Origin of the sequence: Bradyrhizobium sp. SPXBL-02 (assembly GCF_051853065.1) — a bacterium.
Taxonomy (GTDB): Bacteria; Pseudomonadota; Alphaproteobacteria; order Rhizobiales; family Xanthobacteraceae; genus Bradyrhizobium.
In genome coordinates this window covers 7,854,243-7,880,439 of sequence record NZ_CP182474.1, presented here as the reverse complement: position 1 = coordinate 7,880,439, position 26,197 = coordinate 7,854,243, and the positions used below count along the sequence as shown (strand labels likewise).

At 64.9% G+C, this 26,197-nt stretch carries 31 protein-coding genes and 1 pseudogene; 19 read left to right on the top strand and 13 right to left on the bottom strand.

The features are described from left to right. Positions 1-310: 310 nt before the first annotated feature. Positions 311-619, bottom strand: a complete 309-nt coding sequence (locus ACNJYD_RS36625) for a hypothetical protein (protein WP_257187553.1) — start codon at positions 617-619, stop codon at positions 311-313. Between the two features lie 244 nt (positions 620-863). Further along, positions 864-1,084: pseudogene (locus ACNJYD_RS36620) on the bottom strand (glutathione S-transferase N-terminal domain-containing protein); the annotation flags it as partial. Between the two features lie 141 nt (positions 1,085-1,225). On the opposite strand from ACNJYD_RS36620, the gene ACNJYD_RS36615 reads away from it, so the two are divergent. From ACNJYD_RS36615 to ACNJYD_RS36605, 3 genes are all read left to right on the top strand, one after another. After that, positions 1,226-1,720, top strand: coding sequence for a MarR family winged helix-turn-helix transcriptional regulator (locus ACNJYD_RS36615; protein ID WP_172786076.1), 495 nt, complete (start codon positions 1,226-1,228; stop codon positions 1,718-1,720). 100 nt (positions 1,721-1,820) lie between these two features. Then, a complete protein-coding gene (locus ACNJYD_RS36610; protein WP_172786075.1) occupies positions 1,821-3,191 on the top strand; it encodes a glutamate--cysteine ligase in 1,371 nt (456 codons plus the stop codon). Positions 3,192-3,307: 116 nt separating this feature from the next. Beyond that, entirely contained in the window at positions 3,308-3,874 is a 567-nt protein-coding gene (locus ACNJYD_RS36605; protein WP_439364834.1) for a PAN domain-containing protein, read from the top strand. 124 nt (positions 3,875-3,998) lie between these two features. On the opposite strand, the gene ACNJYD_RS36600 is transcribed toward ACNJYD_RS36605, so the two are convergent. The 3 genes from ACNJYD_RS36600 to tldD all read right to left on the bottom strand — a co-directional run bounded on the left by ACNJYD_RS36600 (position 3,999) and on the right by tldD (position 6,887). Further along, a complete protein-coding gene (locus ACNJYD_RS36600; protein WP_439364833.1) occupies positions 3,999-4,565 on the bottom strand; it encodes a nucleotidyltransferase family protein in 567 nt (188 codons plus the stop codon). A gap of 121 nt (positions 4,566-4,686) precedes the next feature. Further along, the gene (gene lepB / locus ACNJYD_RS36595; RefSeq protein ID WP_172786072.1) at positions 4,687-5,463 is read right to left on the bottom strand and encodes a signal peptidase I; all 777 of its coding nucleotides are present in this window, start codon (positions 5,461-5,463) and stop codon (positions 4,687-4,689) included. Further along, entirely contained in the window at positions 5,460-6,887 is a 1,428-nt protein-coding gene (gene tldD / locus ACNJYD_RS36590) for a metalloprotease TldD (protein WP_439364832.1), read from the bottom strand. The genes lepB and tldD overlap by 4 nt, the downstream gene beginning before the upstream one ends. Positions 6,888-7,056: 169 nt before the next feature. Between tldD and ACNJYD_RS36585 the strand changes: the two genes are divergently transcribed. Beyond that, positions 7,057-7,344 (top strand): hypothetical protein, encoded by a 288-nt coding sequence (locus ACNJYD_RS36585; RefSeq protein WP_439364831.1) that lies wholly within the window; start codon positions 7,057-7,059, stop codon positions 7,342-7,344. A gap of 279 nt (positions 7,345-7,623) precedes the next feature. Here the strand turns inward: ACNJYD_RS36585 and ACNJYD_RS36580 are convergent, their stop codons facing one another. Further along, positions 7,624-8,157 carry an invasion associated locus B family protein gene (locus ACNJYD_RS36580; protein ID WP_172786070.1) on the bottom strand — a complete coding sequence of 178 codons (534 nt, stop codon included), beginning with the start codon at positions 8,155-8,157 and terminating at the stop codon, positions 7,624-7,626. 459 nt (positions 8,158-8,616) lie between these two features. Here ACNJYD_RS36580 and coxB point away from each other — a divergent pair, with 459 nt between their 5' ends. The 9 genes from coxB to ACNJYD_RS36535 all read left to right on the top strand — a co-directional run bounded on the left by coxB (position 8,617) and on the right by ACNJYD_RS36535 (position 15,732). Beyond that, a complete protein-coding gene (gene coxB, locus ACNJYD_RS36575; protein WP_172786069.1) occupies positions 8,617-9,471 on the top strand; it encodes a cytochrome c oxidase subunit II in 855 nt (284 codons plus the stop codon). Between the two features lie 87 nt (positions 9,472-9,558). Continuing rightward, entirely contained in the window at positions 9,559-11,184 is a 1,626-nt protein-coding gene (ctaD, locus tag ACNJYD_RS36570) for a cytochrome c oxidase subunit I (RefSeq protein ID WP_172786068.1), read from the top strand. A 61-nt stretch (positions 11,185-11,245) separates the two neighbouring features. Continuing rightward, positions 11,246-12,190, top strand: coding sequence for a heme o synthase (locus tag ACNJYD_RS36565; protein WP_172786067.1), 945 nt, complete (start codon positions 11,246-11,248; stop codon positions 12,188-12,190). Further along, entirely contained in the window at positions 12,187-12,363 is a 177-nt protein-coding gene (locus ACNJYD_RS36560; RefSeq protein ID WP_212256145.1) for a CoxF protein, read from the top strand. Before ACNJYD_RS36565 ends, ACNJYD_RS36560 begins: the two co-directional genes overlap by 4 nt. Positions 12,364-12,368: 5 nt before the next feature. Beyond that, positions 12,369-13,022, top strand: coding sequence for a cytochrome c oxidase assembly protein (locus ACNJYD_RS36555; protein ID WP_439364830.1), 654 nt, complete (start codon positions 12,369-12,371; stop codon positions 13,020-13,022). Between the two features lie 78 nt (positions 13,023-13,100). Further along, the gene (locus tag ACNJYD_RS36550) at positions 13,101-13,997 is read left to right on the top strand and encodes a cytochrome c oxidase subunit 3 (RefSeq protein ID WP_172786065.1); all 897 of its coding nucleotides are present in this window, start codon (positions 13,101-13,103) and stop codon (positions 13,995-13,997) included. Positions 13,998-14,094: 97 nt separating this feature from the next. After that, a complete protein-coding gene (locus tag ACNJYD_RS36545) occupies positions 14,095-14,496 on the top strand; it encodes a DUF983 domain-containing protein (protein ID WP_172786064.1) in 402 nt (133 codons plus the stop codon). Further along, positions 14,493-15,257, top strand: coding sequence for an SURF1 family protein (locus tag ACNJYD_RS36540; RefSeq protein ID WP_212256147.1), 765 nt, complete (start codon positions 14,493-14,495; stop codon positions 15,255-15,257). The genes ACNJYD_RS36545 and ACNJYD_RS36540 overlap by 4 nt, the downstream gene beginning before the upstream one ends. A 109-nt stretch (positions 15,258-15,366) precedes the next feature. Further along, the gene (locus tag ACNJYD_RS36535; protein WP_172786062.1) at positions 15,367-15,732 is read left to right on the top strand and encodes a nuclear transport factor 2 family protein; all 366 of its coding nucleotides are present in this window, start codon (positions 15,367-15,369) and stop codon (positions 15,730-15,732) included. Position 15,733: 1 nt separating this feature from the next. Here the strand turns inward: ACNJYD_RS36535 and ACNJYD_RS36530 are convergent, their stop codons facing one another. Further along, complete coding sequence (locus ACNJYD_RS36530) at positions 15,734-17,074, bottom strand: histidine kinase (protein WP_439364829.1); 1,341 nt, start codon at positions 17,072-17,074, stop codon at positions 15,734-15,736. An 86-nt stretch (positions 17,075-17,160) separates the two neighbouring features. On the opposite strand from ACNJYD_RS36530, the gene ACNJYD_RS36525 reads away from it, so the two are divergent. From ACNJYD_RS36525 to ACNJYD_RS36505, 5 genes are all read left to right on the top strand, one after another. After that, positions 17,161-17,805 (top strand): response regulator transcription factor, encoded by a 645-nt coding sequence (locus ACNJYD_RS36525; protein WP_172786060.1) that lies wholly within the window; start codon positions 17,161-17,163, stop codon positions 17,803-17,805. 539 nt (positions 17,806-18,344) lie between these two features. After that, a complete protein-coding gene (thrC, locus tag ACNJYD_RS36520; RefSeq protein WP_212256149.1) occupies positions 18,345-19,763 on the top strand; it encodes a threonine synthase in 1,419 nt (472 codons plus the stop codon). Further along, positions 19,760-21,049, top strand: coding sequence for a M16 family metallopeptidase (locus ACNJYD_RS36515; RefSeq protein ID WP_172786058.1), 1,290 nt, complete (start codon positions 19,760-19,762; stop codon positions 21,047-21,049). The genes thrC and ACNJYD_RS36515 overlap by 4 nt, the downstream gene beginning before the upstream one ends. 39 nt (positions 21,050-21,088) lie before the next feature. Then, positions 21,089-21,676 carry a GNAT family N-acetyltransferase gene (locus ACNJYD_RS36510; RefSeq protein ID WP_035996611.1) on the top strand — a complete coding sequence of 196 codons (588 nt, stop codon included), beginning with the start codon at positions 21,089-21,091 and terminating at the stop codon, positions 21,674-21,676. A 120-nt stretch (positions 21,677-21,796) separates the two neighbouring features. Further along, positions 21,797-22,447, top strand: coding sequence for a hypothetical protein (locus ACNJYD_RS36505; RefSeq protein WP_439364828.1), 651 nt, complete (start codon positions 21,797-21,799; stop codon positions 22,445-22,447). A gap of 212 nt (positions 22,448-22,659) precedes the next feature. On the opposite strand, the gene gspM is transcribed toward ACNJYD_RS36505, so the two are convergent. From gspM to ACNJYD_RS36475, 6 genes are all read right to left on the bottom strand, one after another. Continuing rightward, entirely contained in the window at positions 22,660-23,145 is a 486-nt protein-coding gene (gspM, locus tag ACNJYD_RS36500; RefSeq protein WP_172786056.1) for a type II secretion system protein GspM, read from the bottom strand. A 5-nt stretch (positions 23,146-23,150) separates the two neighbouring features. Continuing rightward, entirely contained in the window at positions 23,151-23,717 is a 567-nt protein-coding gene (locus ACNJYD_RS36495) for a F0F1 ATP synthase subunit B (RefSeq protein ID WP_172786055.1), read from the bottom strand. A gap of 62 nt (positions 23,718-23,779) precedes the next feature. Beyond that, positions 23,780-24,007: a F0F1 ATP synthase subunit C gene (locus ACNJYD_RS36490; RefSeq protein WP_018643436.1), complete on the bottom strand. Its 228-nt coding sequence runs from the start codon at positions 24,005-24,007 to the stop codon at positions 23,780-23,782. Between the two features lie 53 nt (positions 24,008-24,060). After that, positions 24,061-24,810: a F0F1 ATP synthase subunit A gene (locus ACNJYD_RS36485; RefSeq protein ID WP_439364827.1), complete on the bottom strand. Its 750-nt coding sequence runs from the start codon at positions 24,808-24,810 to the stop codon at positions 24,061-24,063. 111 nt (positions 24,811-24,921) lie between these two features. Then, positions 24,922-25,296: an AtpZ/AtpI family protein gene (locus ACNJYD_RS36480; RefSeq protein WP_439364826.1), complete on the bottom strand. Its 375-nt coding sequence runs from the start codon at positions 25,294-25,296 to the stop codon at positions 24,922-24,924. A 45-nt stretch (positions 25,297-25,341) separates the two neighbouring features. Further along, positions 25,342-25,674, bottom strand: coding sequence for a hypothetical protein (locus ACNJYD_RS36475; RefSeq protein ID WP_439364825.1), 333 nt, complete (start codon positions 25,672-25,674; stop codon positions 25,342-25,344). Here ACNJYD_RS36475 and ACNJYD_RS36470 point away from each other — a divergent pair. Further along, positions 25,649-26,167, top strand: a complete 519-nt coding sequence (locus ACNJYD_RS36470; RefSeq protein ID WP_439364824.1) for a hypothetical protein — start codon at positions 25,649-25,651, stop codon at positions 26,165-26,167. The genes ACNJYD_RS36475 and ACNJYD_RS36470 overlap by 26 nt on opposite strands. Positions 26,168-26,197: the final 30 nt, after the last annotated feature.

Here is a 26,197-nt window from a genome sequence, read left to right as displayed (position 1 = left end):
AAGGGGCTGGATCATCGACTTGGCCGCTCTGCCTTGTGCCTTGTGACACGGCTTGATGCGCTTCCGTCAGATACCAGCACCCAATCTCCACCCCGGCCACGCTCGCTCCACCCTGGCACCGCTCTTGCTGATGAACGACCGGATGGCCCATCGACATTGAAGGTGTCCCGCAATGATTTCCACGGTGTCTCAAGACAGCGCAGCCGGCGTTGCGGTAAGATACGCCCCCTTGTTGCTGCCTGGTCGGCCGTGGCCGCGCCGCCGGCTCCTCCGGTGGCGCAGAAAAATTCCTTCGTGGGTCGGCCTGGTCCTACTCGTCCTCGTCTTTGATGTGGCGTTGGCCGTGCTTGCCTGGTTCGCCGTCGATCTCGTCCTGCACTGAAAGCTCACCTCTGTGCACGTAGAACGTCGCCGCCAAATAGGCGACCTGGCCGGCAATCAGGCAACCGACGACGATTGGAACGCCTGTCCAGAATCCAAAGCCCGAGGTCTGAAGAACCGTCGCGGCAAGGATCGCAGTCGCCGGCGAGACCAGCAATAGAGTCCAGACCCGAAAGAATAGCCCTGTCGCCAAGCCGGTGATTGCGCTCGCGAGCAGGAGGAGGAGTACAGTCGCCACGATAGTTTTTCCGGTCCGACGGTCAGCGTCCTGTCCCGCGCTGAAGCTGAGCCAAGAGCATTGCTCTCACAAGGATGGTGACGTCCTCGGAGCGCACAACGCGGAGTTATTGTTAACCCGGACAATGCTCGTAAAATCGGCGTCAGCGCATCGCGCATCTTCGGATTTAGCAAATGACGCAAGCAAAGGGCCGAATCATCGATCCGGCGCTTCGTCGTCCCGCCGGTCGTGCTTCGCGAACGGCGGACCAGACCTGATGGGCGATCATCTGGACAATCACTTGGCCTTCCGTCACGATCTCATTGCTGTCGAGGCCCAGCGGAGGGACCTGGCCCCAAGGGGCTCAGCTTCAGATAATCCTCACCATTTCGGGCTCTTGGCGCCGATACCGACCTCGACCAGGCCATAGGGCGGGCCGGCCTCCAGGAGCACGATGTGGGGAGACGGCGGGCACACACCGGGCAAACCGTCCGGTTTCGAGGAATTTCCTTCCCCTGACGCTTGGTTCGGCCGAAAGAACGACTACATGCACCTGCTTGAAATAGTCAAGATTGATGCAGGTGCATCGAATGGAGTAAGAGACGGGCGACGAGCTTGAGCGGGACCATGAAACGCAAACCATCGACCGAGGCAACCGCCGCCTGGATCCGCTTGATGCGGGTGCAGAGCCGCGTGCTCGATTGCGTCGAGCAGGACTTGAAGAAGGCCGGCTTCCCCCCGCTGGCCTGGTATGACGCGCTGCTCGAACTGTCGCGGGCGCCCTCGGGCGAGCTGCGGCCGGTCGAGCTCGAGCGGCAGATGCTGATCCCGCAATATTCGACCTCGCGGCTGATCGACCGCCTGGTCGACGAGGGCCTCGCCTCGCGGCGCGAATGCAAGATCGATAAGCGCGGCCAGTTCGTCGAGATCACCGAAGCCGGCCGCGAGCTGCAGAAGCGGATGTGGGGCGCCTATTCGGCCGCGATCGAGAAATATGTCGGTTCGAAGCTGTCGGACGCCGACGCCGTCAAGCTCAGCAATCTGCTCGACCGCCTGGGCTGCTCCTGCGGCGAGATGAAACTGCCGCCCGCCGCCGCCAACGAAAGCATGCCGTCGCGATGATCGCGCGGCAAATCCGCTCGCCCGTGCACCCCGGTGGGTTCGCGGGCCGTCCCTGTCACCCGCGCGCGTTCGGTCGAAGCGCTTTTGATTAGAGTTTGATATGGCGCGAGACCAGATCGACATGACGCCCCTGCAATCGCGCGACGAGCTCGTCGCGTGGTTCGAGGCCGGCTGCAAGGACCCGTCCGAATTCCGCATGGGCACCGAGCACGAGAAGACGCCGTTCACGCTCGAGGGCCATCGTCCGGTGCCTTACGAGGGCGCGCGCGGCATCGGCGCGCTGCTCGAAGGCATGAAGCTCCTGCTCGGCTGGGAGCCGATCATGGAGCAGGGCAACATCATCGGCCTCTACGACGTCACCGGCGGCGGCGCGATCTCGCTCGAGCCCGGCGGACAGTTCGAGCTCTCCGGCGCGCCGGTCGAGAACGTGCACCAGACCCAGAGCGAGCTGATGGCGCACTTGGCGCAGGTGCGCGAGATCGCAACGCCGCTCGGCATCGGCTTCCTCGGGCTCGGCATGACGCCGTCCTGGTCGCGCGCCGACATCCCGGTGATGCCCAAGGGCCGCTACAAGATCATGACCAATTACATGCCGAAGGTCGGTCAATACGGCCTCGACATGATGTATCGGACCTGCACGGTACAGACCAATCTCGATTTCTCCTCCGAAGCCGACATGGTCAAGAAGCTGCGCGTCTCGCTCGCGCTTCAACCGGTCGCAACCGCCTTGTTCGCCAATTCGCCGTTCACCGAGGGCAAGCCGAACGGCTTCCTCTCCTTCCGCTCCGAAATCTGGCGCGACACCGACAATGCCCGTTCGGGCATGATGCCGTGGGCGTTCGAAGACGGCATGGGGTTCGAGCGCTATGTCGATTACGCGCTGGACGTGCCCATGTATTTCGTCAAGCGCGGCGAGGAATATATCGACGTCTCGGGCTCCTCGTTCCGCGCTTTCTTCAACGGCCGCAACAACAATCTTCCCGGCGAGCGTCCGACCTTGTCGGACTGGGCCAACCACCTCTCGACGATCTTCCCCGAAGTGCGGCTCAAGCGTTATCTCGAGATGCGCGGCTCCGATGGCGGCCCGTGGGGCCGCTTGCCGGCACTGCCGGCGTTCTGGGTCGGGCTGCTCTACGACGATGCTTCGCTCGATGCCGCCTGGGACCTGGTGAAGCACTGGACCTCGCATGAACGCCAGGCCCTGCGCGACGACGTGCCGCGCATGGGCTTCAAGGCGCGGATCAAGGACCGCTACCTGTTCGAGATCGCCAAGGAGTGCCTGATTCTGGCCCATGCCGGCTTACGCCGGCGCGGCCGGATCGACCAGCTCGGCCGCGACGAAACGCGGCATCTCGAGCCGCTCGACCGCATTATCGATGCCGGCCGGACGCCGGCCGAGGAAATGCTGGATAAATTCAACGGACCCTGGAAGGGCTCGGTGGAACCAGCCTACGCGGAATACGCGTTCTAGACCTCTGAGACCCAGAGATCCTGGATTTCAGCCGTTCATCGCCCATACAGGTTTGCGGCGATCAAATGACCGGCTGAAAAAACCTGAGCGTCGTCAATAACTCGAAAGCTGTTCCGATGGGGAAGGGCCGCCTGTCCGGGGCCGTCATGGCCAGCGCCGCGGCATGTGTCATGCTGCTTTCGCTTGCATTTGCGAGCGTGCCGGCGCCTGCCCAGACCGCCTTCGATCGGCCCGGCGGCGACTATTTCAGTACGCCCGTCACCTCGGGCGATCCCGAGGATTGCGCGCTGCTGTGCGAGCGCGATCGCCGCTGCCGCTCCTGGAGCTTCAACTATCCCGACGTCGAAGGCGGCTCGGCGGTGTGCTGGCTGAAGAACACGGTGCCGACGCGCGTGCCGGGAAGTTGCTGTATCTCCGGGGTGCGCGGGGCCGGCGTGATCGAGCCGCGCGTCGAGGGCGTCGAGACGTCGATCGACCGGCCCGGCGGCGACTTGCGCAATTTCGAGATCAAGGACGGCGACGGCGTCGAGGCCTGCAAGGCCGCCTGCACCGCCGACAACAAATGCCGCGCCTTCACCTATGCCCGCCCCGGCTACACCGGCCGTGAGGCACGCTGTTTCCTGAAGAAGGAAATCAAGCCGCCGCGAAGGAAGGCGGGGTTCACGTCGGGCGTGGTGCGATAGGCGCAGCTCTCACCGCCGTCATTGCTGTCGTAGGGTGGGCAAAGGCGCGCAGCGCCGTGCCCACGATCGTTCAGCCATTGCACGAGGTGGTGGGCACGCTTCGCTTTGCCCACCCTACGAGATCTCACTCCGCTGCAACCACCGTGATCTCCGGCCACAGCGCCTTCCAGCGCGCGGCCTTCGCCGCATAGTTCGCCGCAGAGAAATTCGCACCCGGATTGGGACGCGTGATCAACCCCGCGACATCGTCGAAGCCGTGCGGCGCGTAGACCTCGTAGCCATCGCCCTTGCGTCTCATCCCGATTTGCGTGTTCTGCGTGAGGAAGCGGTCGATGCCTTCCCTCGAGCTGCTCAGCGGCGGATAGGGCAGGCCGTGCTTGGCGGGGTACCACACGTGCACGCGGGCCTGGTTGCGCACCTCGATCTTGGCACCGAGATGCGCGAGGCGCGCATGGAGGGTGCGGATCACCGCATCCTCGGCCTCCCACGATGTGTCGGGGTCGAAATAGAACACGTCGTAATCGGCGATGCCGTGATCGATCGGGCGGCCCGTGAGCACGTTCCACACCGTCTGCACCAGGCATCCCGACACCAGCCACGCATCCGCTAGCGCAAGCCGGTGCAGCTCGTCGAGGATCGCGGCGTTGACCGGATTGCGCAAGGCGAGCGCGAGGAATTCGTCGCGGGTCATCGGAAATCGTAGGGTGGGCAAAGGCGCGCTCTTCGCGCGTCGTGCCCACCATCTCTCCACGTTACGACAGATGTGGTGGGCACGCTTCCGCTTTGCCCACCCTACCGATCTACGTTACCGCTCAGTGCACGGCGGTGAAGAATCGCGCCAGCCTGAATCCGGACAGCCAGGTCCACACCGGCTGGCTACGCATGCCGAGATCCCAGGAGCCGACCACTGCGTCCGCACGGCCGATCAGATTGTCGATCGGCAACAGGCCGACGCCGCCGGAGCGCAGCGGCACGCGGCTGTCGGCCGAATTGTCGCGGTTGTCGCCGAGCACGAACAGATGCCCTGCCGGCACCGTCACCTCGGGCGTGTTGTCGAGCGGACCGCTGTCGCGCATCTTGAAGATCAGATGCGAGACGCCGTTCGGCAGCGTCTCGACATAACGATAGGCGGGCTCGCTGCCGCCATGGTCGTCCTCGGCGGCGCCGACGCCATCGGGCTTCAGCTCGGCCGGACGGTCATTGATGAAAAGCTGGCCCTGCCGCATCTGGATGCGGTCGCCGGGCAGACCCACGACGCGCTTGACCCAGGCCTGCGAGCGATCGCCGGGCCAGCGGAACACGACGACGTCGCCGAGCTTCGGCGTCTCCGCGAAGACGCGGCCGCTCTCGGGCAGGCTGATCTGAATCGGCAGCGACGAGGTGCCGTAGCCATAGGGGAATTTCGAGGCGAGCAGCGCATCGCCGATCAGAAGCGTCGGCTCCATCGAGCCCGACGGCACGTAGAACGGCTCGGCGAGCGCGCCCTTGGCGATGAACACGGCGGCGACGATGCCGGCGAGCTGCACGAGTTGGCCGCCCCAGCCGCTAGTCTTCCGCTTCGGGGTGACCGTTGCCTTTTCGATGCTCATGCGCCCGTTCCACCCACCGTGATGCGCTCCATCAGCAGCGACGGCTGGCCGACGCCGACAGGCACGCCCTGGCCGTTCTTGCCGCAGGTGCCGATGCCGGTATCTAGCGCGAGGTCGTTGCCGATCATGCGGATGCGATGCAAATCGGTCGGCCCGTTGCCGATCAGCATGGCGCCTTTGAGCGGCGCTCCGATCTTGCCGTTCTCGATCTTGTAGGCCTCGGTGCACTGGAACACGTACTTGCCCGAGGTGATGTCGACCTGACCGCCGCCGAAATTCGCGGCGAACACGCCGTTCTTCACCGAGGCGATGATCTCGGCCGGGTCGCGGTCGCCCGCGAGCATGTAGGTGTTGGTCATGCGCGGCATCGGCACATGGGCATAGCCCTGGCGGCGGCCGTTGCCGGTCGGCTTCATGTTCATCAGCCGCGCGTTCTGGCGGTCCTGCATGTAGCCGACCAGGATGCCGTCCTCGATCAGCACGGTGCGGTTGGTCGGCGTGCCCTCGTCATCGATCGAGAGCGAGCCGCGGCGCGAGGCAATGGTGCCGTCGTCGACCACGGTGACGCCCTTGGCCGCGACCTGCTGGCCCATCAGGCCGGCGAAGGCCGACGCCTTCTTGCGGTTGAAGTCGCCTTCGAGGCCATGGCCGACGGCTTCATGCAGCATCACGCCGGGCCAGCCGGCGCCCAGCACGACGTCCATCTCGCCGGCGGGAGCCGGAATCGATTCCAGATTGACCAGCGCCTCGCGCAGCGCGCCGTCGGCGGCCTCGCGCCAGTTCTTGCTCTCGATGAATTCGGCATAGCCGGCGCGGCCGCCATAGCCCTTGCTGCCGCTCTCCTGGCGATCGCCCTGGCCGGCGACGACCGAGATATTGACGCGCACCAGCGGACGGACGTCGCGATAGCTCTCGCCGTCGGGCCGCAGGATCTCGACGACCTGCCAGGTCGCGCCCAGGCTGACGCTGACCTGCCGTACCCGCGGATCCTTGTCGCGCAGGTAAGCGTCGATCTCGGCGAGCAGTTTTACTTTGGTCTCGAAGCCCGGCGCATCCAGCGGATTGTCGTCGCCATAGAGGCGGACATTGGTATGCGGGGGCGGCGCCGAGAAGCTGCCGGAGTAGCCGCCGCGCACGGCCGCAACCGCGTCGGCCGCGCGAATCAGCGCCGGCAGCGACACGTCCGAGGAATGCGCGTAACCGACCGCGTCATCCTTGACCGCGCGTAAGCCAAAACCCTGCGAGGTGTCGTAGGTCGCCTGCTTCAGCCGCCCATTGTCGAACATCAGCGCTTCGGTCTGGCTGTATTCCAGGAACAGTTCGCCGTCGTCAGCGCCCGAGAGCCCGCGCGCGACCTCGCTGCGAACCTGGTCGCGGTCGAGATTGGCGCGGTCGAGCAGGGAGGTCGTGGCAGGATTGGTCATGCGTCCGTCCATTATCGGAAGATGTGGGGCAAGATAATGGTTTTGGATCGGTTCCGCGAGGGGCGGGCCGTCACATTACGGAAACGATAGGTGAGACTTCCCCTTAAGCCGGCTTTCAGGCTTTCCAGGCTATGACGGGCGAACCCTGGGTCGGAGCCGCCGGCAGAGCATGTGGAATTCCCTGCTTTTGTTCTGGGATCAGTATCACGGCCTGATCATCGGCTTTGCCGCGCTGGCTCTGGTGCTGCTGTTCAATCAGTTCGCCTACCGTCGCCGGTGGACGTCATATCCCTCCCGCGAGGATTACCTTGCAGCCCACCCCGGATGCGCTACGGCGGAAGGCGTCGTCTGCGTGACGTGCCGGCGCAAGGCGTTGGTAGCGCCGGTGGCCGGCAGAGGCCGCATCTATCGCTGCGGCTGGTGTGACTCCGAACTCTATCGCGTCGACAAGGCGTGAGGTCGCGAATTGTTGGGCAGGTGGTTGCCCACGCTCCATCATTGCGAGCGCAGCGAAGCAATCCAGACTCTTTCCGCCGAGACAGTCTAGATTGCTTCGCCGCGCTCGCAATAACGATCGGGCAAAGGCGTGCGCCACACTCTCAGTCGTCATGGCCGGGCTTGTCCCGGGCATCCACGTCTGTCCTCGATCGCGGTGGCGCGTGGATGGCCGGGATAAGCCCGGCCATGACGGAGCCGATGGTGAAGGCGAATAGGTGGCTCGGGGCTGTGTGACGCGCTACGGCAGCTTGTCATAGCCCTCGCCGAGCCCGTTCAGGCTGAGCGGGAACCCGATGCCTTCTTCCGGGGTCTCGAAGATGATGAAGGTCGCGGTCTTGGCGCCGCGGAGCTGGCCGAGCAGCTTGTCCTCCAGGACGACCTCGGCGACGCAGCCGTTGGGCAGGCAGCGGACGAAGCCGGCGCGGCCGACGTCCTGGTTGTCGAGCTTGAGCCCGAGGCCGGAGGGCAACAGCACCCCGAGCGGGGCGACCACGCGCATCAGGCGGCTCTTCTGGTCGGCGGTCTTGAGCACGATCACGGTCAGGCCGGCATTGGAGCGGTCTTCGGCCACCACGCTCTGGATCAGGGCGCATTGCTCGGTCTGGGCGCCCGGCGGGGTGTCGCAGCGGATCTGCCAGTCGCCATGGACGGAGCGCACCGCGCCCTGCGCATGGGCGAGCCCCGGAAGCGCCAGCAGGACGATCGCAGCCAGGAGGGCGGCGAGCGCCGGGAGGCCGTTCGCCGGCCTTGCCATCGATCTCGAAAGCCCCATCGGGTCGGTCCCTCTGCTCGCCTGGGTTGCTCGCGCTTGGCGGACTGATCTGGCGGACTGATACGGAAATGACGGCGTCTTGAAGGCGATTCCCAAGCAAATTCCGCGCCGCCCACACCGCCATTGCCGGCACGAATCAGGTTCCTGCCTGGCTGTCTGCAAGTGCCTACCGCGGGCAATTCCGCTGTCAAGCCGCAGCGTCCCGGGAAACGGTATTTTTGTCTGATCTTGCTGGGAAATATCTTGCCGGTGATGCCTGGCAGACGGGGCTCAAGACTGCATTGCGATAGATCAAGAATTATGGTTTGAGAGGCTTGATTTCGCGCTCTAGCGATCTGGCCCCGATTCCTCTTAGAGGTATTCTTGCGTGGCGGTTTGTCGGACTGGCGGATCGAATAAGCGTTTCCCGGAAGCAGGGGAATGCACTTGGGGTGATTTCGGAAGGGGAGCGCGAACGACATGAGGATGTCGATGGGTCGGGTGGGCCGGCAATTGCTGGGATTGGCCACCATCGCCGTGGTGGCGGCTGGCGTCACGTTGGCGACGGGTGGTGCGGCATTGGCCGAGCTCGGGCAGCCGGCGCCGTGGGAGTGGACGCTCCAGCAGTCCGGTTCCCCGGTGATGGACAACATCGTCTGGTTCCACAACTTCCTCTTCGTGCTGATCACCCTGATCACGCTGTTCGTCCTCGCGCTGCTCGTGATCGTGGTCGTCAAGTTCAACGCGAAGGCCAATCCGGTGCCGTCGCGGACCACCCACAACACGCTGATCGAGGTGGCCTGGACCCTCGTTCCGGTGCTGATCCTGGTCGGCATCTCGGTGCCGTCGTTCCGGCTTCTGTTCCTGGAGCTCGACGTGCCGAAGGCGGATCTGACCATCAAGGCGACCGGCAAGCAGTGGTACTGGTCCTATGCCTATCCGGATAACGGCAAGTTCGAGTTCGACTCGCTGATGGCGCAGGACAAGCAGCCCCGCCTGCTCGGTGTCGACAACGAGATGGTGGTGCCGGTCAACAAGGTGATTCGTGTCCAGACCACTGGCGCCGACGTCATCCATGCATTCGCGGTGCCGGCTTTCGGCATCAAGATCGACGCCATCCCGGGCCGGCTGAACGAGACCTGGTTCAAGGCCACCAAGACCGGCATGTACTACGGTCAGTGCTCTGAACTCTGCGGCAAGGACCACGCTTTCATGCCGATCGCCGTGCGTGTGGTGAGCGACCAGGAATTCGCCTCCTGGGTCGAGACGGCGAAGAAGAAATATGCGAGCGGCGGCACCAGCACCTACGCCTCCGCGGCCGGCCCGACGCAGTAAGCGACGGGTGACGGCTTTCAGGGACTGAAAGCGATAAAAGGGCGGGACCTCCAAAGGTCCGAATGGGACGCAAGGCAGGATTTGAAAATGGCAACGAGCGCAGCGGCACACGGCGATCACGCGCAAGCCCACGGACATGACGAGCACGCCCATCCGACCGGGTGGCGGCGCTACGTCTATTCGACCAACCACAAGGACATCGGCACGATGTACCTGGTCTTCGCGGTCATCGCCGGCATCATCGGTGCCGCGATGTCGATCGCGATCCGGGCCGAGCTGATGTATCCGGGCGTGCAGGTCTTCCACGAGACCCACACCTACAATGTGTTCGTGACCTCGCATGGCCTGATCATGATCTTCTTCATGGTCATGCCGGCGATGATCGGCGGCTTCGGCAATTGGTTCGTGCCGCTGATGATCGGCGCGCCGGACATGGCGTTCCCGCGCATGAACAACATCTCGTTCTGGCTGCTGCCGGCGTCCTTCGCGCTGCTGCTGATGTCGACCTTCGTGGAGGGCGAGCCGGGCGCCAACGGCGTCGGCGCCGGCTGGACCATGTACGTGCCGCTGTCGAGCTCCGGCCATCCGGGGCCGGCCGTCGACTTCGCGATCCTGTCGCTGCATCTCGCCGGCGCCTCGTCGATCCTCGGCGCCATCAACTTCATCACCACGATCTTCAACATGCGCGCGCCGGGCATGACCCTGCACAAGATGCCGCTGTTCGTGTGGTCGATCCTGGTGACGGTGTTCCTGCTGCTGCTGTCGCTGCCGGTGCTCGCCGGCGCGATCACCATGCTGCTCACCGACCGCAATTTCGGCACGACCTTCTTCGCGCCCGACGGCGGCGGCGACCCCGTGCTGTTCCAGCATCTGTTCTGGTTCTTCGGCCACCCCGAGGTCTACATCCTGATCCTGCCCGCCTTCGGCATGATCAGCCAGATCGTCTCGACCTTCTCGCGCAAGCCCGTGTTCGGCTATCTCGGCATGGCCTACGCCATGGTCGCGATCGGCGGCATCGGCTTCGTGGTGTGGGCGCACCACATGTACACGGTCGGCATGTCCTCGGCGACGCAGGCCTATTTCGTCGCCGCGACCATGGTCATCGCGGTTCCGACCGGCGTGAAGATATTCTCATGGATCGCCACGATGTGGGGCGGCTCGATCGAGTTCCGGGCACCGATGATCTGGGCGGTGGGCTTCATCTTCCTGTTCACGATCGGCGGCGTGACCGGCGTCGTGCTGGCGAACGCCGGCGTCGACCGCGTGCTGCAGGAGACCTACTACGTCGTCGCGCACTTCCATTACGTGCTGTCGCTCGGCGCGGTGTTCGGAATCTTCGCCGGCTGGTACTACTGGTTCCCGAAGATGTCGGGCTACATGTACAATGAAGCGCTCGCGAAGGCGCACTTCTGGGTCACCTTCATCGGCGTCAACCTGGTGTTCTTCCCGCAGCACTTCCTCGGCCTGTCGGGCATGCCGCGCCGCTACGTCGACTATCCCGATGCCTTTGCGGGCTGGAACCTGGTCTCGTCGGTCGGCTCCTACATCTCCGGCTTCGGCGTGCTGATCTTCCTCTACTGCGTGCTCGACGCCTACATGAAGAAGGTGCCTGCGGGCGACAATCCGTGGGGTGCCGGCGCGACCACGCTGGAGTGGACGTTGTCCTCGCCGCCGCCGTTCCACCAGTTCGAAGTGCTGCCCCGCGTGCAGTGATCGATCTCCCGCGGCGCCCGTGACGGGCGCCGCGGCGCTATAACGAAGCGAGTTGAATTAAGTGTCTGTCCTCGACCACCACGCCGCCGACATCAATCCCCGCATCTCCGAAGCGGAGGTGGGCGACTACATCGCGTTGCTCAAGCCGCGGGTGATGTCGCTGGTGATCTTCACCGCGCTGGTCGGAATGGCGATGGCGCCGGGGCATTTCCATCCCGTGCTGGCAATCACCTCGCTGCTCTGCATCGCGGTCGGCGCCGGCGCCTCCGGGGCGCTCAACATGGCGCTCGAAGGCGACATCGATTCCAAGATGTCGCGGACGGCGAACCGGCCGATCCCGCGCGGCCGCATCACCCGCCCTGAAGCGATGGCGTTCGGCATGACGCTCGCCTTCTTCTCGGTGATGACGCTCGGCATCCTCGTCAACTGGGTCGCGGGCGCGCTGCTCGCCTTCACCATCTTCTTCTACGTCGTGATCTACACCATGTGGCTGAAGCGCTGGACCGCGCAGAACATCGTGATCGGCGGCGCCGCCGGCGCGCTGCCGCCGGTGGTGGCCTGGGCCGCGGTGACGGGCACGGTCGACGTCGAGCCGCTGCTGCTGTTCGCCATCATCTTCTTCTGGACCCCGCCGCATTTCTGGGCGCTGGCGCTGTTCCGCTCCGACGACTACGCGCGCGCCGGCATTCCGATGCTGCCCAACGTCGCCGGCCCCGACGCGACGCGCCTGCAGATCCTGCTCTACACCATCGTGCTGATCGCGGTCGCCGCCGCGCCCTGGGCGCTCGGCTATTTCGACGCCGTCTACGGCGTGGTCTCGCTGATCCTCGGTGCCGGCATGCTGGTGCTCGCCATCAACGTCTATCTGCGCCGTGAGCGCAGCCAGTCGCTGCGCGCGACGCGCAAGCTGTTTGCCTTCTCGATCCTGTATCTGTTCGCGCTGTTTGCGACCCTGCTGGCCGAGGTCGTGTTCCGCGCGCTGGCTCCGATGGTTGGGGGCGCATGATCACCGCGATGGCCGACAAACGCGAGCCAGAAGGAATCGTCCTCACCGAGGCGCAGCAGAAGAGCCGCCGTCATCGCTCCATCGCCATCGCTTTGGCGCTCGGCGTGCTGGTGGTGCTGTTCTTCGCCGTCACCATGGTCAAGGGGCCGGCAGTGCTCGTGCGGCCGATGTAGGAAACATGGATCACCAGCGGACCATATCGCAGGACGTCAGCGCCAAGCCGGGCCATCGCAAGCCGGGCAAGGCACGCGGGCTGGGCCGCGATGTGGTGGTTGCTTCGATCTGCGGCGGCGTGGTCGCGCTGATGGTCGGCGCCTCCTACGCGGCGGTGCCGTTCTACAACTGGTTCTGCCGCGCCACCGGCTTCAACGGCACGACGCAAGTGGCGACCTCCGCGCCGGCCACGGGCCCGATCGCGCGGAAGATCTCGGTGCGCTTCGATTCCAACGTCGCGCCCGGCCTGCCCTGGAAGTTCGAGCCGGAGCAGAGCGAGATCGAGGTCAATATCGGCCAGGTCGTGACGGTCTTCTATACCGTGACCAACCAGGCGGCGCGCGCCACTGCAGGCCAGGCCGCCTACAACGTCGCGCCGCTGACGGTCGGCGCCTATTTCCAGAAGATCAACTGCTTCTGCTTCACCGAGCAGACCATGGCGCCCGGTGAGAAGCGCGAGATGCCGGTCGTGTTCTACGTCGATCCGGCGATCGCCGACGACCGCGAGAACGACGGGCTGAACACGATCACGCTGTCCTACACGTTCTATCCGGTGCGCGATCCGGTGGTGAAGCCGCTGGCATCGGGCGAGGGCGACAAGCGCAAGGGAAATCTTTGACCGCAGGGCTCACGCTCAGGCGGTCGGACACAAGGGGATAAGTGCCTGACAGGCACGGGATTGAGGAGAGAGACGGAAATGGCCACGGCGCACACCAAGCATCACGACTATCATCTGGTCGATCCCTCTCCCTGGCCGGCGGTCGGCTCGCTCTCGGCTTTCATCATGGCGGTCGGCGCCATCGCCTGGATGCACCACATGTTCTCCGCGGCGCCGATCGTGTTCGGCGTCGGCACTGTGGGCGTGCTCTACACCATGGCGAGCTGGTGGGCCGACGTGATCAAGGAAGCCCAGTACAAGGGCGACCATACCCGCGTCGTGCAGCTGCATCACCGCTACGGCATGATCCTGTTCATCGCCTCCGAGGTGATGTTCTTCGTTGCCTGGTTCTGGGCTTACTTCAACGCGGCGCTGTTTCCGGCCGATGCCGTTCACGCCACCCGTGACGCCGTGTTCGGCTGCGGCCTCGGCACGCAGCCCGGCGCTTGCGCGGTCCCCGGCACCTGGCCGCCGAAGGGCATCGAGACCTTCGATCCCTGGCATCTGCCGCTGCTGAATACGCTGATCCTGCTCACCTCAGGCACCACCGTGACCTGGGCGCACCATGCGCTGCTCGAGAACGACCGGCAGGGCCTGAAATACGGCCTGATCCTCACCGTCGTGCTCGGCGCGCTCTTCACCTGCGTGCAGGCCTATGAATACAGCCACGCGGCGTTCTCCTTCGCCGGCAACGTCTACGGCGCGACGTTCTTCATGGCGACCGGCTTCCACGGCTTCCACGTGCTGGTCGGCACCGTCTTCCTGCTGGTCTGCCTGTTCCGCGCCTATGCCGGCCACTTCACGCCGAAGCAGCATCTCGGCTTCGAGTTCGCCGCCTGGTATTGGCACTTCGTCGACGTGGTCTGGCTGTTCCTGTTCCTCTGCATCTACGTCTGGGGACGCGGCGCCGAGACCATGGCCCACGCTGCGCACTGAGCCGTATCGAAGCGATCGGGAAGGGCGGCCGCAGGGCCGCCCTTTCGTTTTCCGGCCGCCGGAAGCTTCTCCGGAAACTGTGATAGAGTCCGTCCTCATGAACGACAGTGCCGGCACACCCCAGTCCGAAACCACGGTCCTGCAAAGCGCGCTGCGCGGGCTTGCCTGCAGATGCCCGCGCTGCGGCCAGGGCAAGCTCTACGCGGGCTTTCTGACGCTCGCGCCCGCTTGCGACCGTTGCGGGCTCGACTATGCCTTCATCGATTCCGGCGACGGTCCGGCGATCTTCATCATCATGCTGGCCGGCGGCATCGTCGTCGCCTGCGCACTCATCGTCGAAGTCAAATACCAGCCGCCATACTGGCTGCATGCCGTGCTCTGGCTGCCGCTGATCCTCGCCACCACGCTGTTGCCGCTGCGCTCGATGAAGTCGCTGCTGATCGCGCTGCAATTCCATCACAAGGCGGCGCCGGGCCGGTTGGTCGATCGCGCGAAATGACCGAGCCTGCGCGCAAGGCCCGCGTGACCGGCTTCGCGCTGTTCACGCTGTTCCTGACGGCCGTGTTCGTCGCCCTCGGTGTCTGGCAGCTGCAGCGCCGCACGGCCAAGCACGAGCTGATTGCGGCACTCACCGAGCGGATTGCGGCGGCGCCCGTCGCGCTGCCGCCGTCCGCGCAATGGGCCGCGCTCAATCCCGCCCGCGATGAATTCCGCCGCGTCAGCTTCACCGCGACTTACGCAGCCCTGCCCGATGCGATGGTCTATTCCTCCGGCTCGGCAGTGCGCAAGGACGCCTCCGGCCCGGGCACCTGGGCGTTCCTGCCGGCGCGGCTTCCCGGCGGCGAGATGCTCGTGATCGACGCCGGCTTCGTCGAGAATACGATGCAGGACCGCGGCGTCGAGGATCGCGCGGTGAAGAAGCTCGTCACGGGCGAACCGGTGTCGCTTACCGGCTATCTGCGCTTTCCCGAGGCGCCAAGCTGGCTGACACCGGCGGAGAATCGCGACAAGCGGCTCTGGTTCGTGCGCGATCATCTGGCAATCGCAAGCGCGCTGGGCTGGGGTGCGGTTGCGCCGTTCTATATCGATCTCGAGCAGCCCGCGCCGGCGAACGGCATTCCGCGCCCGGGGCCGCTCGTGGTGAATCTCAAGGACGATCACCTGCAATACGCGATCACCTGGTTCACGCTCGCGGGCGCGGTGTTGATCGCATTCGCGGTCTGGCTGCGAGGACGGCGGCAGAGTTCCGTCACTCCGTAGATTCCCTGATGTGGAACCCGGAATCGCCCGGACTTTATTATTCAGCGGACATTCACGAGTGTGGTCCTAAGCCGTCTTCAAGATTTCTCGCGGCAGACAGGATTTCGGCGTGAGCGATTTCGATCAGATGGGAATTGTCGTCGACTGGGTGGATGCCTGTCGGAGAGGCGATCTTGCGACGCTGCTCGACCTCTATGCCGACGATGCCGAGCTCGAATGCACGTGCAACGGCACGGAACGCTATCGCGGCCGCAGCGAGCTTGAAATCTATTGGCAGCCGCGGCTCAGCACCTTCTCGCTGGCTGGCTTCGGGCTGGAAGAGATCCATCCCGCGTCCCACGGCGTCGACCTCGAATATTCCGTCGCCGGCGCGCTGCGCATTCAGGCCTCGTTCCGCTTCAGCCCGGATGGCAAGATCCGCAGCACGCTGTGCGAGCCGGCGCGACAGAATGCGCATCACGGCTGCGCGTGCTGAACTAGCCTGGTGCTGGCGCGTCCCGCATCGTCTCCGCCGGAAGGCGACAGCGCACGTAAGTTCGCTCATCCACGCGCAACAGCGATAGCGATCCGCTGAGCGCGCGCACGCGCTCGTGCATGCCGGTCAGGCCGCGGCCGAAGACATTGCCCGCAGGAAAACCGCCGCCGTCGTCGGAAATCTCGACGACGAGCGTCTTGTCGGCGACCGTCGCCTGCACATGGGCGTTGCCGGCGTTGGCATGTCGCAGCACGTTGGTCAGTGCCTCCTGGATCACCCGATAGACGGTCTGCGCCAGCGGTCCGCCGATCCCGCTGAGATCGGGATCAATCGCGTCCGTCAGGACGATATGAGGTGCCTGCTTGCGAAAATTCCGCAGCAGCGTCTGTACGCTGCTCGAAAGGCCGAGTTCCTCGATATAGAGCGGTCGCAGCTGGTCGAGGATGCGGCGGTTGGTCTGCTGCAGTGCCTCGACCGATTGCAGCAGGTCCTGTGCCGAATTGCCGAGATGTCCCTGCGGCTGGGAGGCCTCGCTCAGCGCGATCGTGCCGGCGCGGATGCTGAACAGCAGGGGGCCGAGCTCGTCATGCAGCTCGCGGGCGAGATCGCGCCGCTCGTCATCCTGGAGCGACACCAGGCGGTGCATCAGATCGCGATTGTCCTGGCTCAAATGCGCCAGCGTTGCAGCCAGCGCATTCGCCTCCTCGCAGCTCTGCCGGATTTCCGGCGGGCCCCCGACCGGTATCGGTCTGGTGTAGTCGCCCCGTCGTATTCGCGTGAGACCTTCGCCGAGATCCTGCAGGGGGCGCAGCACCGATCCCGACAAGACATAGGCAATCGTGCCGATAAGAACCATGAGCGCGGCGAGCAGGCTGGCGAGCGCTAGAAGGCCAATCCATTTCTCGAACAGATCGGCCGACAGGTCCTGCAGAAATACGATGTCGCCAACGCGCTTACCGTTGATCATCACCGGAAATGCCGTGTCCATGTTGGGAACAGCGAGAAGGTCGATGAACCATTGCGGCACGCCATGCGGCTTGCGCAGGTCGTCCTTCGCCGGTGGCGCGGGACCTGCTCCCAGGCGGCGGAATTGGATATCGGAGGAGGTGTCCAAAGAATGGACAAAGGCGTCGAGGGTCTGCCGCGGATTGTCCGAAGCGCTCAAGGCGTTGTTGAGCGCGGCGGCGACCGCCTCCGTCGAACGCCGTCGCGGCTCGCTCTCCTCCGCCAACTGGCCGGTCGCGAAAACCTGGAGCAGCACGCCGCCCAGGACCAGCGCCGCGAGAAAACTGGCGCCGAGCGGGAGAAACAATTGTATCCGGAACGAAAGTCGGTGCCACATTAGGTCAATTCTAACGCGCATCGGCGGAATTTGCTCTTTCCATTTATTCCCGCCGGTCTAAGAGTCGAGAAAACAGAGAGTGCGCGATGCAAGATACCGCCAAGCTGGCGACAAGGGTCCTGATCGTCGACGACCATCCCGTGGTGTTGTCCGGCTGCCGCACCCTGTTCGCATCCGACCATTCAATCCGCATCGACGAGGCGACCGACGCCAAATCCGGGCATCGCGCCTATGTCAGCAAGCGGCCCGACGTCACCGTGATCGACATCAGCCTGCCCGACGTCTCCGGTTTCGAGCTAATGCGACGCATCCGCAAGGATGATCCCGACGCCAAGATCATCATGTTCAGCATGAACGACGATCCGGCCTTCGTGGTGCGGGCCGTCGAGCTCGGGGCGCAAGGCTATGTCTCCAAGGGCGACGACCCCAGGATCCTGCTGAAAGCGGTGCGCAAGGTGGTGGCGGGCGACAATTTCATCTCACCGCAGCTTGCGGAAGCCGTGACGTTTTCCGGCGCGGCGATCAAGGCCAACCCGGCTTCGCAGATGACGCCGCGGGAGCTCGAAATTCTCCGCTTGCTCGGACGCGGCGACAAGATCGTCGAGGTCGCCGAGGCGCTCGGCATCTCCTACAAGACCGTCGCCAACACCACGTCCCTGCTCAAGCAGAAGCTGGGCGCCAAGAACCATTCCGACCTGATCCGGATCGCAGTGGAAATCGGGTTGAACTGACCTTTGCCAGCGACCGAACCGGCTGCTTCAGGATGCAGCGGTTCGGCCGACGGATCGACGCCGCCGCTGGCCGGGCAATGCATGGACAACGGGCTGACACCCATCCGCCGACACAATGGGCCGAGGCTGTATTCGTTCCCATGGCTCATGCGGGAAAAAGCGGAATTCATTGCCGAGATTGGGCTGTGCCTGCGTCGGACGAGCCCTGAGCCGAGTCGGGAAGAATAGGAACATTTTCGAGACGTGCGGTTTTGGCCTTGACGATTTCGTGACAGGCGACGAAAGCTTGCCGGAACAGTTTTGAGGGGCGACGACGCCGACGAAGCAAACCGGTCTGCACACAACGACAGACCTTCCAAGAGAAGGGCTGCGGCAATGCCGCAGCCCTTTTTCATTGGGCGAGGGGAAGGCCGGAAGCGGTTTCCCGATGCCGCAAAACACTCTATGGTGGCTCAAAGCCTCTGGCTGTTGACAAGTAACTACGTAGAATCAAAGGCTTAAGGGTCGAGCTTCGGACCGGCCGGCCTTTGGAGGGCAGTTTGACTCGTTATATCTCGACCCGGGGCGAAGCCCCCGAACTCGGCTTTTGTGACGTGATGCTGACCGGCCTTGCCCGCGACGGTGGCCTGTATGTGCCGGCGGCGTGGCCGCAGCTCCCGAGCGAGACGATCGCCGGCTTCTTCGGCCGTCCCTATTGGGAAGTCGCGGTCGACGTGATTCGTCCCTTTGCCGGCGGCGAGATATCGGACGCCGAGCTCGGGCGCATGGCGAACGAGGCCTACGCCACCTTCCGCCATCCTGCGGTGGTGCCGCTGCGCCAGATGTCGCCGCACCAGTTCGTGCTGGAGCTGTTCCACGGTCCGACGCTCGCCTTCAAGGACGTGGCGATGCAGCTGATCTCGCGGCTGATGGACCACGTGCTCGAAAAGCGCGGCCAGCGCACCACGATCGTGGTCGCGACGTCAGGCGATACCGGCGGCGCCGCGGTCGAAGCCTTTGCCGGCCTCGAGAACGTCGATCTCATCGTGCTGTTTCCGCACGGCCGCATCTCAGAGGTGCAGCGGCGGATGATGACGACGACAGGCGCGGCCAACGTCCATGCGCTCGCCATCGAAGGCACCTTCGACGACTGCCAGGCGCTCGTGAAGGGGATGTTCAACAACCATCGCTTCCGCGATGCGACCTCGCTTTCCGGCGTCAATTCCATCAACTGGGCGCGCATCGTCGCCCAGGTGGTCTACTATTTCACCTCCGCCGTCGCGGTCGGTGCGCCGGCGCGCGCGGTCGATTTCGTCGTTCCCACCGGCAATTTCGGCGACATTTTTGCCGGCTACGTCGCCAAGCGCATGGGGCTGCCGGTGCGCACCCTGCGCATCGCCGCCAACGTCAACGACATCCTGGCGCGCACGCTGAAGACCGGCATCTACGAGGTGCGCGAGGTGCACGCGACGGCATCGCCGTCGATGGACATCCAGATCTCCTCGAACTTCGAACGGCTGCTGTTCGAGGCCGGCCGGCGCGATGCCGCCGGCGTGCGCCGCCTGATGGAACAGCTGAAGCAGTCCGGGCGCTTCGTGCTGCCCGATGCGACACTCGCCGCGATCCGCGAGGAGTTCGATGCCGGGCGCGCCGACGAGACCGAGACTGCGGCTGCGATTCGCGCTGCCTGGCGCGAAGCCGGCGAGCTGGTCGATCCCCATACCGCCGTGGCGCTCGCCGTCGCGGACCGTGACACCACCGATACGAGGGTGCCGAGCATCGTGCTCTCCACCGCGCATCCGGCCAAATTCCCCGACGCCGTCGAGGCGGCCTGCGGCCAGCGGCCGCAACTGCCGGCCTGGCTCGACGGCCTGATGACCAAATCCGAACACATGAGGGTGATGAAGAACGATCAGGCCGAGGTCGAGCGGTTCGTGCTGTCCGCCAGCCGCGCCGCAAAGCAGGGAGTTGCCGGATGAGCGTCGAGATGTCCAAGCTTGCCTCCGGCCTCACCGTCGTCACCGACGAGATGCCCCACCTCGAGACGGCGGCGCTCGGCGTCTGGGCCGGTGTCGGCGGACGCGACGAGAAGCCGAACGAGCACGGCATCTCGCATCTCTTGGAGCACATGGCGTTCAAGGGCACGACCAAGCGCTCCTCGCGCGAGATCGTCGAGGAGATCGAGGCGGTCGGCGGCGACCTCAATGCCGGCACCTCGACCGAGACCACGTCCTATTATGCGCGGGTGCTGAAGGCCGACGTGCCGCTCGCGCTCGACGTGCTCGCCGACATCCTCGCCAATCCCGCCTTCGAGCCCGACGAGCTGGAGCGCGAGAAGAACGTCATCGTGCAGGAGATCGGCGCCGCCCAGGACACGCCCGACGACGTCGTGTTCGAGCATCTGAACGAGCTCTGCTATCCCGACCAGCCGATGGGTCGCTCGCTGCTCGGCACCGCCAAGACGCTGCGCGCCTTCAACCGCGACATGCTGCGCGGCTATCTCTCGACGCATTATCGCGGGCCGGACATGGTGGTGGCGGCGGCCGGCGCGGTCAATCACGCCCAAGTCGTCGCCGAGGTCGAAAAGCGTTTTGCGAGCTTCGAGGGGACGCCGGGGCCGAAGCCGCAGGCCGCTCAATTCGGCCAGGGCGGCACCAAGGTGGTGCATCGCGAGCTCGAGCAGGCGCATCTGACGCTGGCGCTCGAGGGCGTGCCGCAGTCCGATCCGTCGCTGTTCTCGCTCCAGGTCTTCACCAACATCCTCGGCGGCGGAATGTCGTCACGCCTGTTCCAGGAGGTGCGCGAGAAGCGCGGCCTCTGCTACTCCATCTACACCTTCCACGCGCCCTACACCGACACCGGCTTCTTCGGCCTCTATACCGGCACCGATCCCGCCGACGCTCCGGAGATGATGGAGGTCGTGGTCGACATCATGAACGATTCGGTGGAGACGCTGACCGAGGCCGAGATCGCCCGGGCCAAGGCGCAGATGAAGGCGGGTCTGCTGATGGCCCTGGAGAGCTGCTCCTCCCGCGCCGAGCAGCTTGCCCGGCATGTGCTGGCCTATGGACGGCCGCAGACGGTGCAGGAACTGGTCGCCCGGATCGATGCCGTCAGCATCGAATCGGCGCGGGACGCGGCCCGTGCGCTGCTGTCGCGCAGCCGGCCAGCGGTTGTCGCTTTGGGCAGCGGCAGGGGTCTGGACACGGCGGTGTCTTTTGCGGAAGGATTGACCCGGGCGCGCGCCAAGGCGCGGCTGCATTAGGAGCCGCGCGCGGGCTGCCTCGCCCCGGGAAGCATCACCATGGCCCTCTTTCGCCTGCCATCCAGTGGACCCGCCGCCCTCGCGCCGCGCGGCAACGGGCTGCTCCTGCGTGCGCCGCAAATGTCCGACTTCCTGCAATGGGCGCATTTGCGCGAGACCAGCCGCGACTATCTCACGCCTTGGGAGCCGATCTGGCCGTCTGACGATCTCACCCGGTCCGGCTTCCGCCGCCGCCTGCGCCGCTATGCCGAGGACATCGCCGCGGACCGCTCCTATCCCTTTCTGATCTTCCGCGAGCTCGACGGTGCCCTGGTCGGCGGCATCACGCTCGCCAATGTCCGGCGAGGCATCGTGCAGGCCGGTACCATCGGCTATTGGGTCGGCCAGCCCTATGCCCATCGCGGCTACATGACGGCCGCACTGCGGGTGCTGCTGCCGACGCTGTTTGGCGAGCTCAACCTGCACCGGGTCGAGGCCGCCTGCATCCCCACCAACGCGCCGTCGATCCGGGTGCTGGAGAAGTGCGGCTTCTCGCGCGAGGGCCTGGCGCGCCGTTATCTCTGCATCAACGGGGTCTGGCAGGATCACCTGCTGTTCGGCCTGCTGCACGAGGATTTCCGCGGCTGAGCGGCCGTCTGGTGCGGCCGAGTCCCCCTTTTTGCTGCCTTGGGTTCGCCGATTTTGGCGATATAACCGCGTGCCGCGGCCGGCGATCGGCCGGGCAATTGTCATGGAGTACGGGCGTCGATGGTGCAGGAGCTTCGGTCATCGCGGAATGCGTTGCGACTGGGAACGGGGATCGCACTGGCGTTGTCGGTTGCGCTGGCGTCTGTCTCGCCTGCGGCGGCGCAGTCATTGAGCGACCGCTTCAAGAGCCTGTTCGGCGGCAAGTCCGACGAGCCGGCCGAGCCGAAGCCGGCGCCTGCGCCCGGGCAGCCGGCCGAAGACGACCTCGATTGCCCGCAGGTCACGGTGCGCGCGGGGGCCTCGACCTACGCGGTCGGCGCCAGTGGCAAGCCGGCCGTCGGCAATGACATCCGCTTCCAGGCCTCGATCACCAAGATGGCGCGCGAATGCTCCCGCAGCAGCGCTGGCATCACGGCCCGGATCGGCATCCAGGGCCGCGTCATCGCCGGCCCCGCCGGTGCGCCTGCCTCCGTCGAGGTGCCGCTGCGCATCGCCGTCGTGCAGGGCGGCGTCGGCGAGAAGGTGATCGCCTCGAAAGCCTACCGGACCACGGTCGCGATGTCGGAAGGCGGCAGCGTGCCCTTCACCTTTGTCGCCGAGGATCTAGCCTATCCGACACCGGCGCCCGCCGTCGCCGATAACTACATCTTCTATGTCGGTTTCGACCCGCAGGCGCTCTCGCCCGAACCGAAGGCGCGGAAGAAGAAGTAACCTGAGGTCTTGCGGCAATCTCAGCTGTCATTGCCCGCGAAGGCGGGCAATCCAGTATTCCAGAGGCCGCGGTGCTTGAACCGAGAAACCTCGGCGTACTGGATCACCCGCCTCCGCGGGTGATGACACCGCGATTGTGGATGCTGTTACCCGACAAACAAAAAAAGCCGGCGCTCATCGCGCCGGCTTTTTGATTGGGTGAGGCAAATTCCTCAGTTCAGCTTCTGCCGGACTTCGTTGATGCCCTTGGCGAGCAGGTCGTCGGCAACTTGGCCCTTGACCGATTGCGACAGGATGGTCGAGGCAGCCTGGACGGCGGCTTCCGCGGCTGCCGCGCGGACGTCGGCCAGTGCCTGGGCTTCGGCCAGCGCGATCTTGCTCTCGGCGGTCTTGGTGCGGCGGGCGACGAAGTCTTCCATCTTCGCCTTGGCGTCGGCAGCGATGCGCTCGGCTTCGGCCTTGGCGTTGGCGATGATGTCGGCAGCCTCGCGCTCGGCCGTGGCACTGCGCGCCTTGTAGTCGGCGAGCACCTTGGCCGCCTCCTGCTTCAGGCGTGCGGCGTCGTCGAGCTCGGCCTTGATGCGGGCGGCGCGATGATCGAGCGCGGTCATCGCCGACTTGAAGACGCCGAGATAGCCGAACACGATCATCAGGATCACGAAGGCGACGGCGACCCAGGTTTCAGGATCGAAGAACATCTCGACTAACCCTTCAAGGACGCGTCAACGGCGGCATTGACCGAGGCGGCATCCGGAATGACCCCGGTGAGCTGTTGCACGATCTGGCCTGCCGCGTCGGCCGCGATGCCGCGGACGTTGCTCATGGCGGCCGTGCGAGTCGAGGCGATGGTCTTCTCCGCCTCGGCGAGCTTGGCCGTCAGCTGCTCTTCCAATGCCTTGCGTTCGGCGTCCGCCTGCGCATTCGCCTTGTCGCGGGATTCGTTGCCGATCGCCTGCGCCCGCGAACGCGCCGAGGCGAGCTCGCTTTCATAGGCCTTCAGCGCAGCTTCGGACTGGTCCTTCAGCTTCTGCGCCTCGCCGAGGTCGCCCTCGATCTTGTTCTGGCGTGCTTCGATCGCACCGCCGACCTTCGGCAGCGCGAGCTTGGACACGATCACGTAAAGCAGGACGAAGAAGATCGCGAGCGACACCAGCTGTGAAGCAAAGGTGCTGCTCTCGAACGGCGGAAAGCCGCCGCTGTGATGACCGCCATCGGCTTCAGTGTGGGCACCTGCCGCCGGTCCTTTTGCCCCGCCATGACTCTCGGCCATGGAGTACTCCTGTTGCTGTCACGCGCCGCTTCGGATGAAGCGGCGCGGAAGAAGTCGTTCCTTTAGAAAACGAACAGCAGAAGCAGCGCGATCAGCAGCGAGAAGATGCCGAGCGCTTCGGTCACGGCGAAGCCGAAGATCAGGTTGCCGAACTGGCCCTGAGCGGCCGAGGGGTTGCGAACGGCCGCTGCGAGGTAGTTGCCGAAGATCACGCCCACGCCGACGCCCGCACCGCCCATGCCGATGCACGCGATGCCCGCGCCGATAAGTTTTGCTGCTGCCGGATCCATTTTAGACTCCTTGGAAGAAAGATTGGGTTGTGGGTGGAAATTCCCCGGACCGCTCAGTGTCCCGGATGAATGGCGTCGTTGAGGTAGATGCAGGTCAGGATCGCGAACACGTAAGCCTGCAGGAACGCGACCAGGATCTCGAGCGCGTACAGCGCGACCGTGAGCGCCAGCGGCAGCACGCCGCCGACCCAGCCGATGGCGCCGAGCGAGAAGCCCAGCATGGCGACGAAGCCCGCGAACACCTTCAGCGCGATGTGGCCGGCCAGCATATTGGCGAACAGACGAATGCTGTGCGAGACCGGCCGCAGGAAGAACGACAGGACCTCGATGAACATGACCAGCGGCAGGACGTAGCCGGGGACGCCGTGGGGAACGAAAATCTTGAAGAACTTCATGCCGTTCTTGGCGACGCCGTAGATCAGCACGGTGAAGAAGACCAGCAGCGCCAGTCCGGCGGTGACGATCAGGTGGCTCGAGACCGTGAAGGTGTAGGGGATGATGCCGACCAGGTTCGAGACGCAGATGAACATGAACAGCGAGAAGATCAGCGGGAAGAACTTCATGCCTTCCGCGCCGGCCGTCGAACGGATGGTCGAGGCCACGAACTCGTAGGAGATCTCGGCGACCGACTGCAGGCGCCCGGGAACCAGCTGCGAGCCGCTGGCGAGCATCAGGATCGAGATGATCGCAACCGCGACCAGCATGTAGAGCGACGAATTGGTGAAGGCGATCGTGTGATTGCCGATATGGCCCAGGGTGAAGAGAGGCTCGATGTTGAACTGGTGGATCGGATCGATTTTCATCGGCGCGGCATCTCTTGGTCTGCCGGACATGCCGGCGGGTCTCGGTCTGCCGGCCGGGCCGGCCCGTACCGGCGAGGCCGGCACGATCATTCCTCTCCTGGTGGGACCAGCTTACGAACCACCGCGCCTGTTTTGACCCGCGCCTGCCGATCTCACCACATTCACCACGCCGGCGACGAAGCCCAGCAGCAGGAACACGATGAATCCGAAAGGCGACGTCGACAGCAAACGGTCGAACCCCCAGCCAATCCCCGCTCCGACAGCGACACCGGCGACCAACTCGGAGGATAACCGAAAACCAAGCGCCATCGCCGAGGCTCTGGCCGCTTTGTCTCCATCGTCACCTGCGGGTTGCTCGGTCTTGGCCCTTCGGTCGCGAAATTCGGACAACCGCTGATCAAGATTTCCGAGCCGATCGGAAAGCGCGGCTTCCTCGGACGATTTATCGCGATCTCCATCTTCGCCGTGTCCCGTGCCCTGTGTCATGCAACGAAGACCCGAAACGCTGAATGGAAATTACGCCCGTCACCCTCAAAAGCCGCGCGGACCATACTGATGGCCCATAATCAAGTCAAGCCAAGTCACGATTGCGTCGCTTTCAATTATGTCTTTGATTTTCTTGACGATATTGACGCGCGCAGCAGCGCTGCACACAGCGTGACGCCGCACCGCAGCAGGTCTGCTCATGATCTGCGAATGCAGCCGTGCTTTCGCCGCGCTGGTGGGATCAAAGAAGCCGTCGCGTTCGTTGATTTCAGGGGCGGGTTTTTTGGCGGCGGATTGCCGGCTCAAGGGTGTAGACTTGCACAGCAGCCCAAGCACCGCCGGGGCGGAGACAATGAAGAGACCTGCGACGTCATCCACGACATCATGGCTCGCGGCGGCGGCCGCGGGGATGGTCGTCAGCGGCGGCCTCGTGGCCGCGCAATCGGCGCCCGACGGCGAAAATGGCCGCTACAGCATGACGCCCATTCCCGAGGGCGTGCTGCGGCTCGACACGCGCACCGGCACGGTATCGACCTGCACCAAGAACGGCGCCGGCTGGGCCTGCTACGCAGTGCCTGACGAGCGGACGGCACTCGATGCCGAGATCGGCAGGCTCCAGGCCGAGGTCGAGAAGCTGAAGGGACAGCTCGCGGCGGGACCGCCGGTGTCGGGCAAGATCGACGAGGCGCTGCCGAAATCCGATCAGCTCAAGAAAGCCGAGCCCAAGGTCGCCGAGGGCGAGCGCAAGATCGAGATCCCGCTGCCGAGCGACAAGGACGTCGACCGCGTGATGTCGTTCCTGGAAAAGGCCTGGCGGCGGCTGATCGACATGGCCAACCGCGTGCAGAAGGACGTGTCAGGGAAGATTTGACGCGTGACGAGCTGCCGTAGGGTGGGCAAA

What these genes read in the sequence shown, in the direction of transcription:
- coxB (WP_172786069.1), top strand. Translation starts at nt 8,617, where the DNA reads ATGAGGATGTCGATGGGTCGGGTGGGCCGGCAATTGCTGGGATTGGCC.
- ACNJYD_RS36580 (WP_172786070.1), bottom strand. Translation starts at nt 8,157, where the DNA reads ATGGGGCTTTCGAGATCGATGGCAAGGCCGGCGAACGGCCTCCCGGCG.
- ACNJYD_RS36585 (WP_439364831.1), top strand. Translation starts at nt 7,057, where the DNA reads ATGTGGAATTCCCTGCTTTTGTTCTGGGATCAGTATCACGGCCTGATC.
- ctaD (WP_172786068.1), top strand. Translation starts at nt 9,559, where the DNA reads ATGGCAACGAGCGCAGCGGCACACGGCGATCACGCGCAAGCCCACGGA.
- ACNJYD_RS36555 (WP_439364830.1), top strand. Translation starts at nt 12,369, where the DNA reads ATGGATCACCAGCGGACCATATCGCAGGACGTCAGCGCCAAGCCGGGC.
- ACNJYD_RS36545 (WP_172786064.1), top strand. Translation starts at nt 14,095, where the DNA reads ATGAACGACAGTGCCGGCACACCCCAGTCCGAAACCACGGTCCTGCAA.
- lepB (WP_172786072.1), bottom strand. Translation starts at nt 5,463, where the DNA reads ATGAGCATCGAAAAGGCAACGGTCACCCCGAAGCGGAAGACTAGCGGC.
- ACNJYD_RS36490 (WP_018643436.1), bottom strand. Translation starts at nt 24,007, where the DNA reads ATGGATCCGGCAGCAGCAAAACTTATCGGCGCGGGCATCGCGTGCATC.
- ACNJYD_RS36560 (WP_212256145.1), top strand. Translation starts at nt 12,187, where the DNA reads ATGATCACCGCGATGGCCGACAAACGCGAGCCAGAAGGAATCGTCCTC.
- ACNJYD_RS36510 (WP_035996611.1), top strand. Translation starts at nt 21,089, where the DNA reads ATGGCCCTCTTTCGCCTGCCATCCAGTGGACCCGCCGCCCTCGCGCCG.
- ACNJYD_RS36505 (WP_439364828.1), top strand. Translation starts at nt 21,797, where the DNA reads ATGGTGCAGGAGCTTCGGTCATCGCGGAATGCGTTGCGACTGGGAACG.
- ACNJYD_RS36495 (WP_172786055.1), bottom strand. Translation starts at nt 23,717, where the DNA reads ATGGCCGAGAGTCATGGCGGGGCAAAAGGACCGGCGGCAGGTGCCCAC.
- ACNJYD_RS36530 (WP_439364829.1), bottom strand. Translation starts at nt 17,074, where the DNA reads ATGTGGCACCGACTTTCGTTCCGGATACAATTGTTTCTCCCGCTCGGC.
- ACNJYD_RS36515 (WP_172786058.1), top strand. Translation starts at nt 19,760, where the DNA reads ATGAGCGTCGAGATGTCCAAGCTTGCCTCCGGCCTCACCGTCGTCACC.
- ACNJYD_RS36600 (WP_439364833.1), bottom strand. Translation starts at nt 4,565, where the DNA reads ATGACCCGCGACGAATTCCTCGCGCTCGCCTTGCGCAATCCGGTCAAC.
- ACNJYD_RS36605 (WP_439364834.1), top strand. Translation starts at nt 3,308, where the DNA reads ATGGGGAAGGGCCGCCTGTCCGGGGCCGTCATGGCCAGCGCCGCGGCA.
- ACNJYD_RS36550 (WP_172786065.1), top strand. Translation starts at nt 13,101, where the DNA reads ATGGCCACGGCGCACACCAAGCATCACGACTATCATCTGGTCGATCCC.
- ACNJYD_RS36480 (WP_439364826.1), bottom strand. Translation starts at nt 25,296, where the DNA reads ATGACACAGGGCACGGGACACGGCGAAGATGGAGATCGCGATAAATCG.
- ACNJYD_RS36540 (WP_212256147.1), top strand. Translation starts at nt 14,493, where the DNA reads ATGACCGAGCCTGCGCGCAAGGCCCGCGTGACCGGCTTCGCGCTGTTC.
- ACNJYD_RS36615 (WP_172786076.1), top strand. Translation starts at nt 1,226, where the DNA reads ATGAAACGCAAACCATCGACCGAGGCAACCGCCGCCTGGATCCGCTTG.
- ACNJYD_RS36485 (WP_439364827.1), bottom strand. Translation starts at nt 24,810, where the DNA reads ATGAAAATCGATCCGATCCACCAGTTCAACATCGAGCCTCTCTTCACC.
- tldD (WP_439364832.1), bottom strand. Translation starts at nt 6,887, where the DNA reads ATGACCAATCCTGCCACGACCTCCCTGCTCGACCGCGCCAATCTCGAC.
- ACNJYD_RS36470 (WP_439364824.1), top strand. Translation starts at nt 25,649, where the DNA reads ATGAAGAGACCTGCGACGTCATCCACGACATCATGGCTCGCGGCGGCG.
- gspM (WP_172786056.1), bottom strand. Translation starts at nt 23,145, where the DNA reads ATGTTCTTCGATCCTGAAACCTGGGTCGCCGTCGCCTTCGTGATCCTG.
- ACNJYD_RS36610 (WP_172786075.1), top strand. Translation starts at nt 1,821, where the DNA reads ATGGCGCGAGACCAGATCGACATGACGCCCCTGCAATCGCGCGACGAG.
- ACNJYD_RS36525 (WP_172786060.1), top strand. Translation starts at nt 17,161, where the DNA reads ATGCAAGATACCGCCAAGCTGGCGACAAGGGTCCTGATCGTCGACGAC.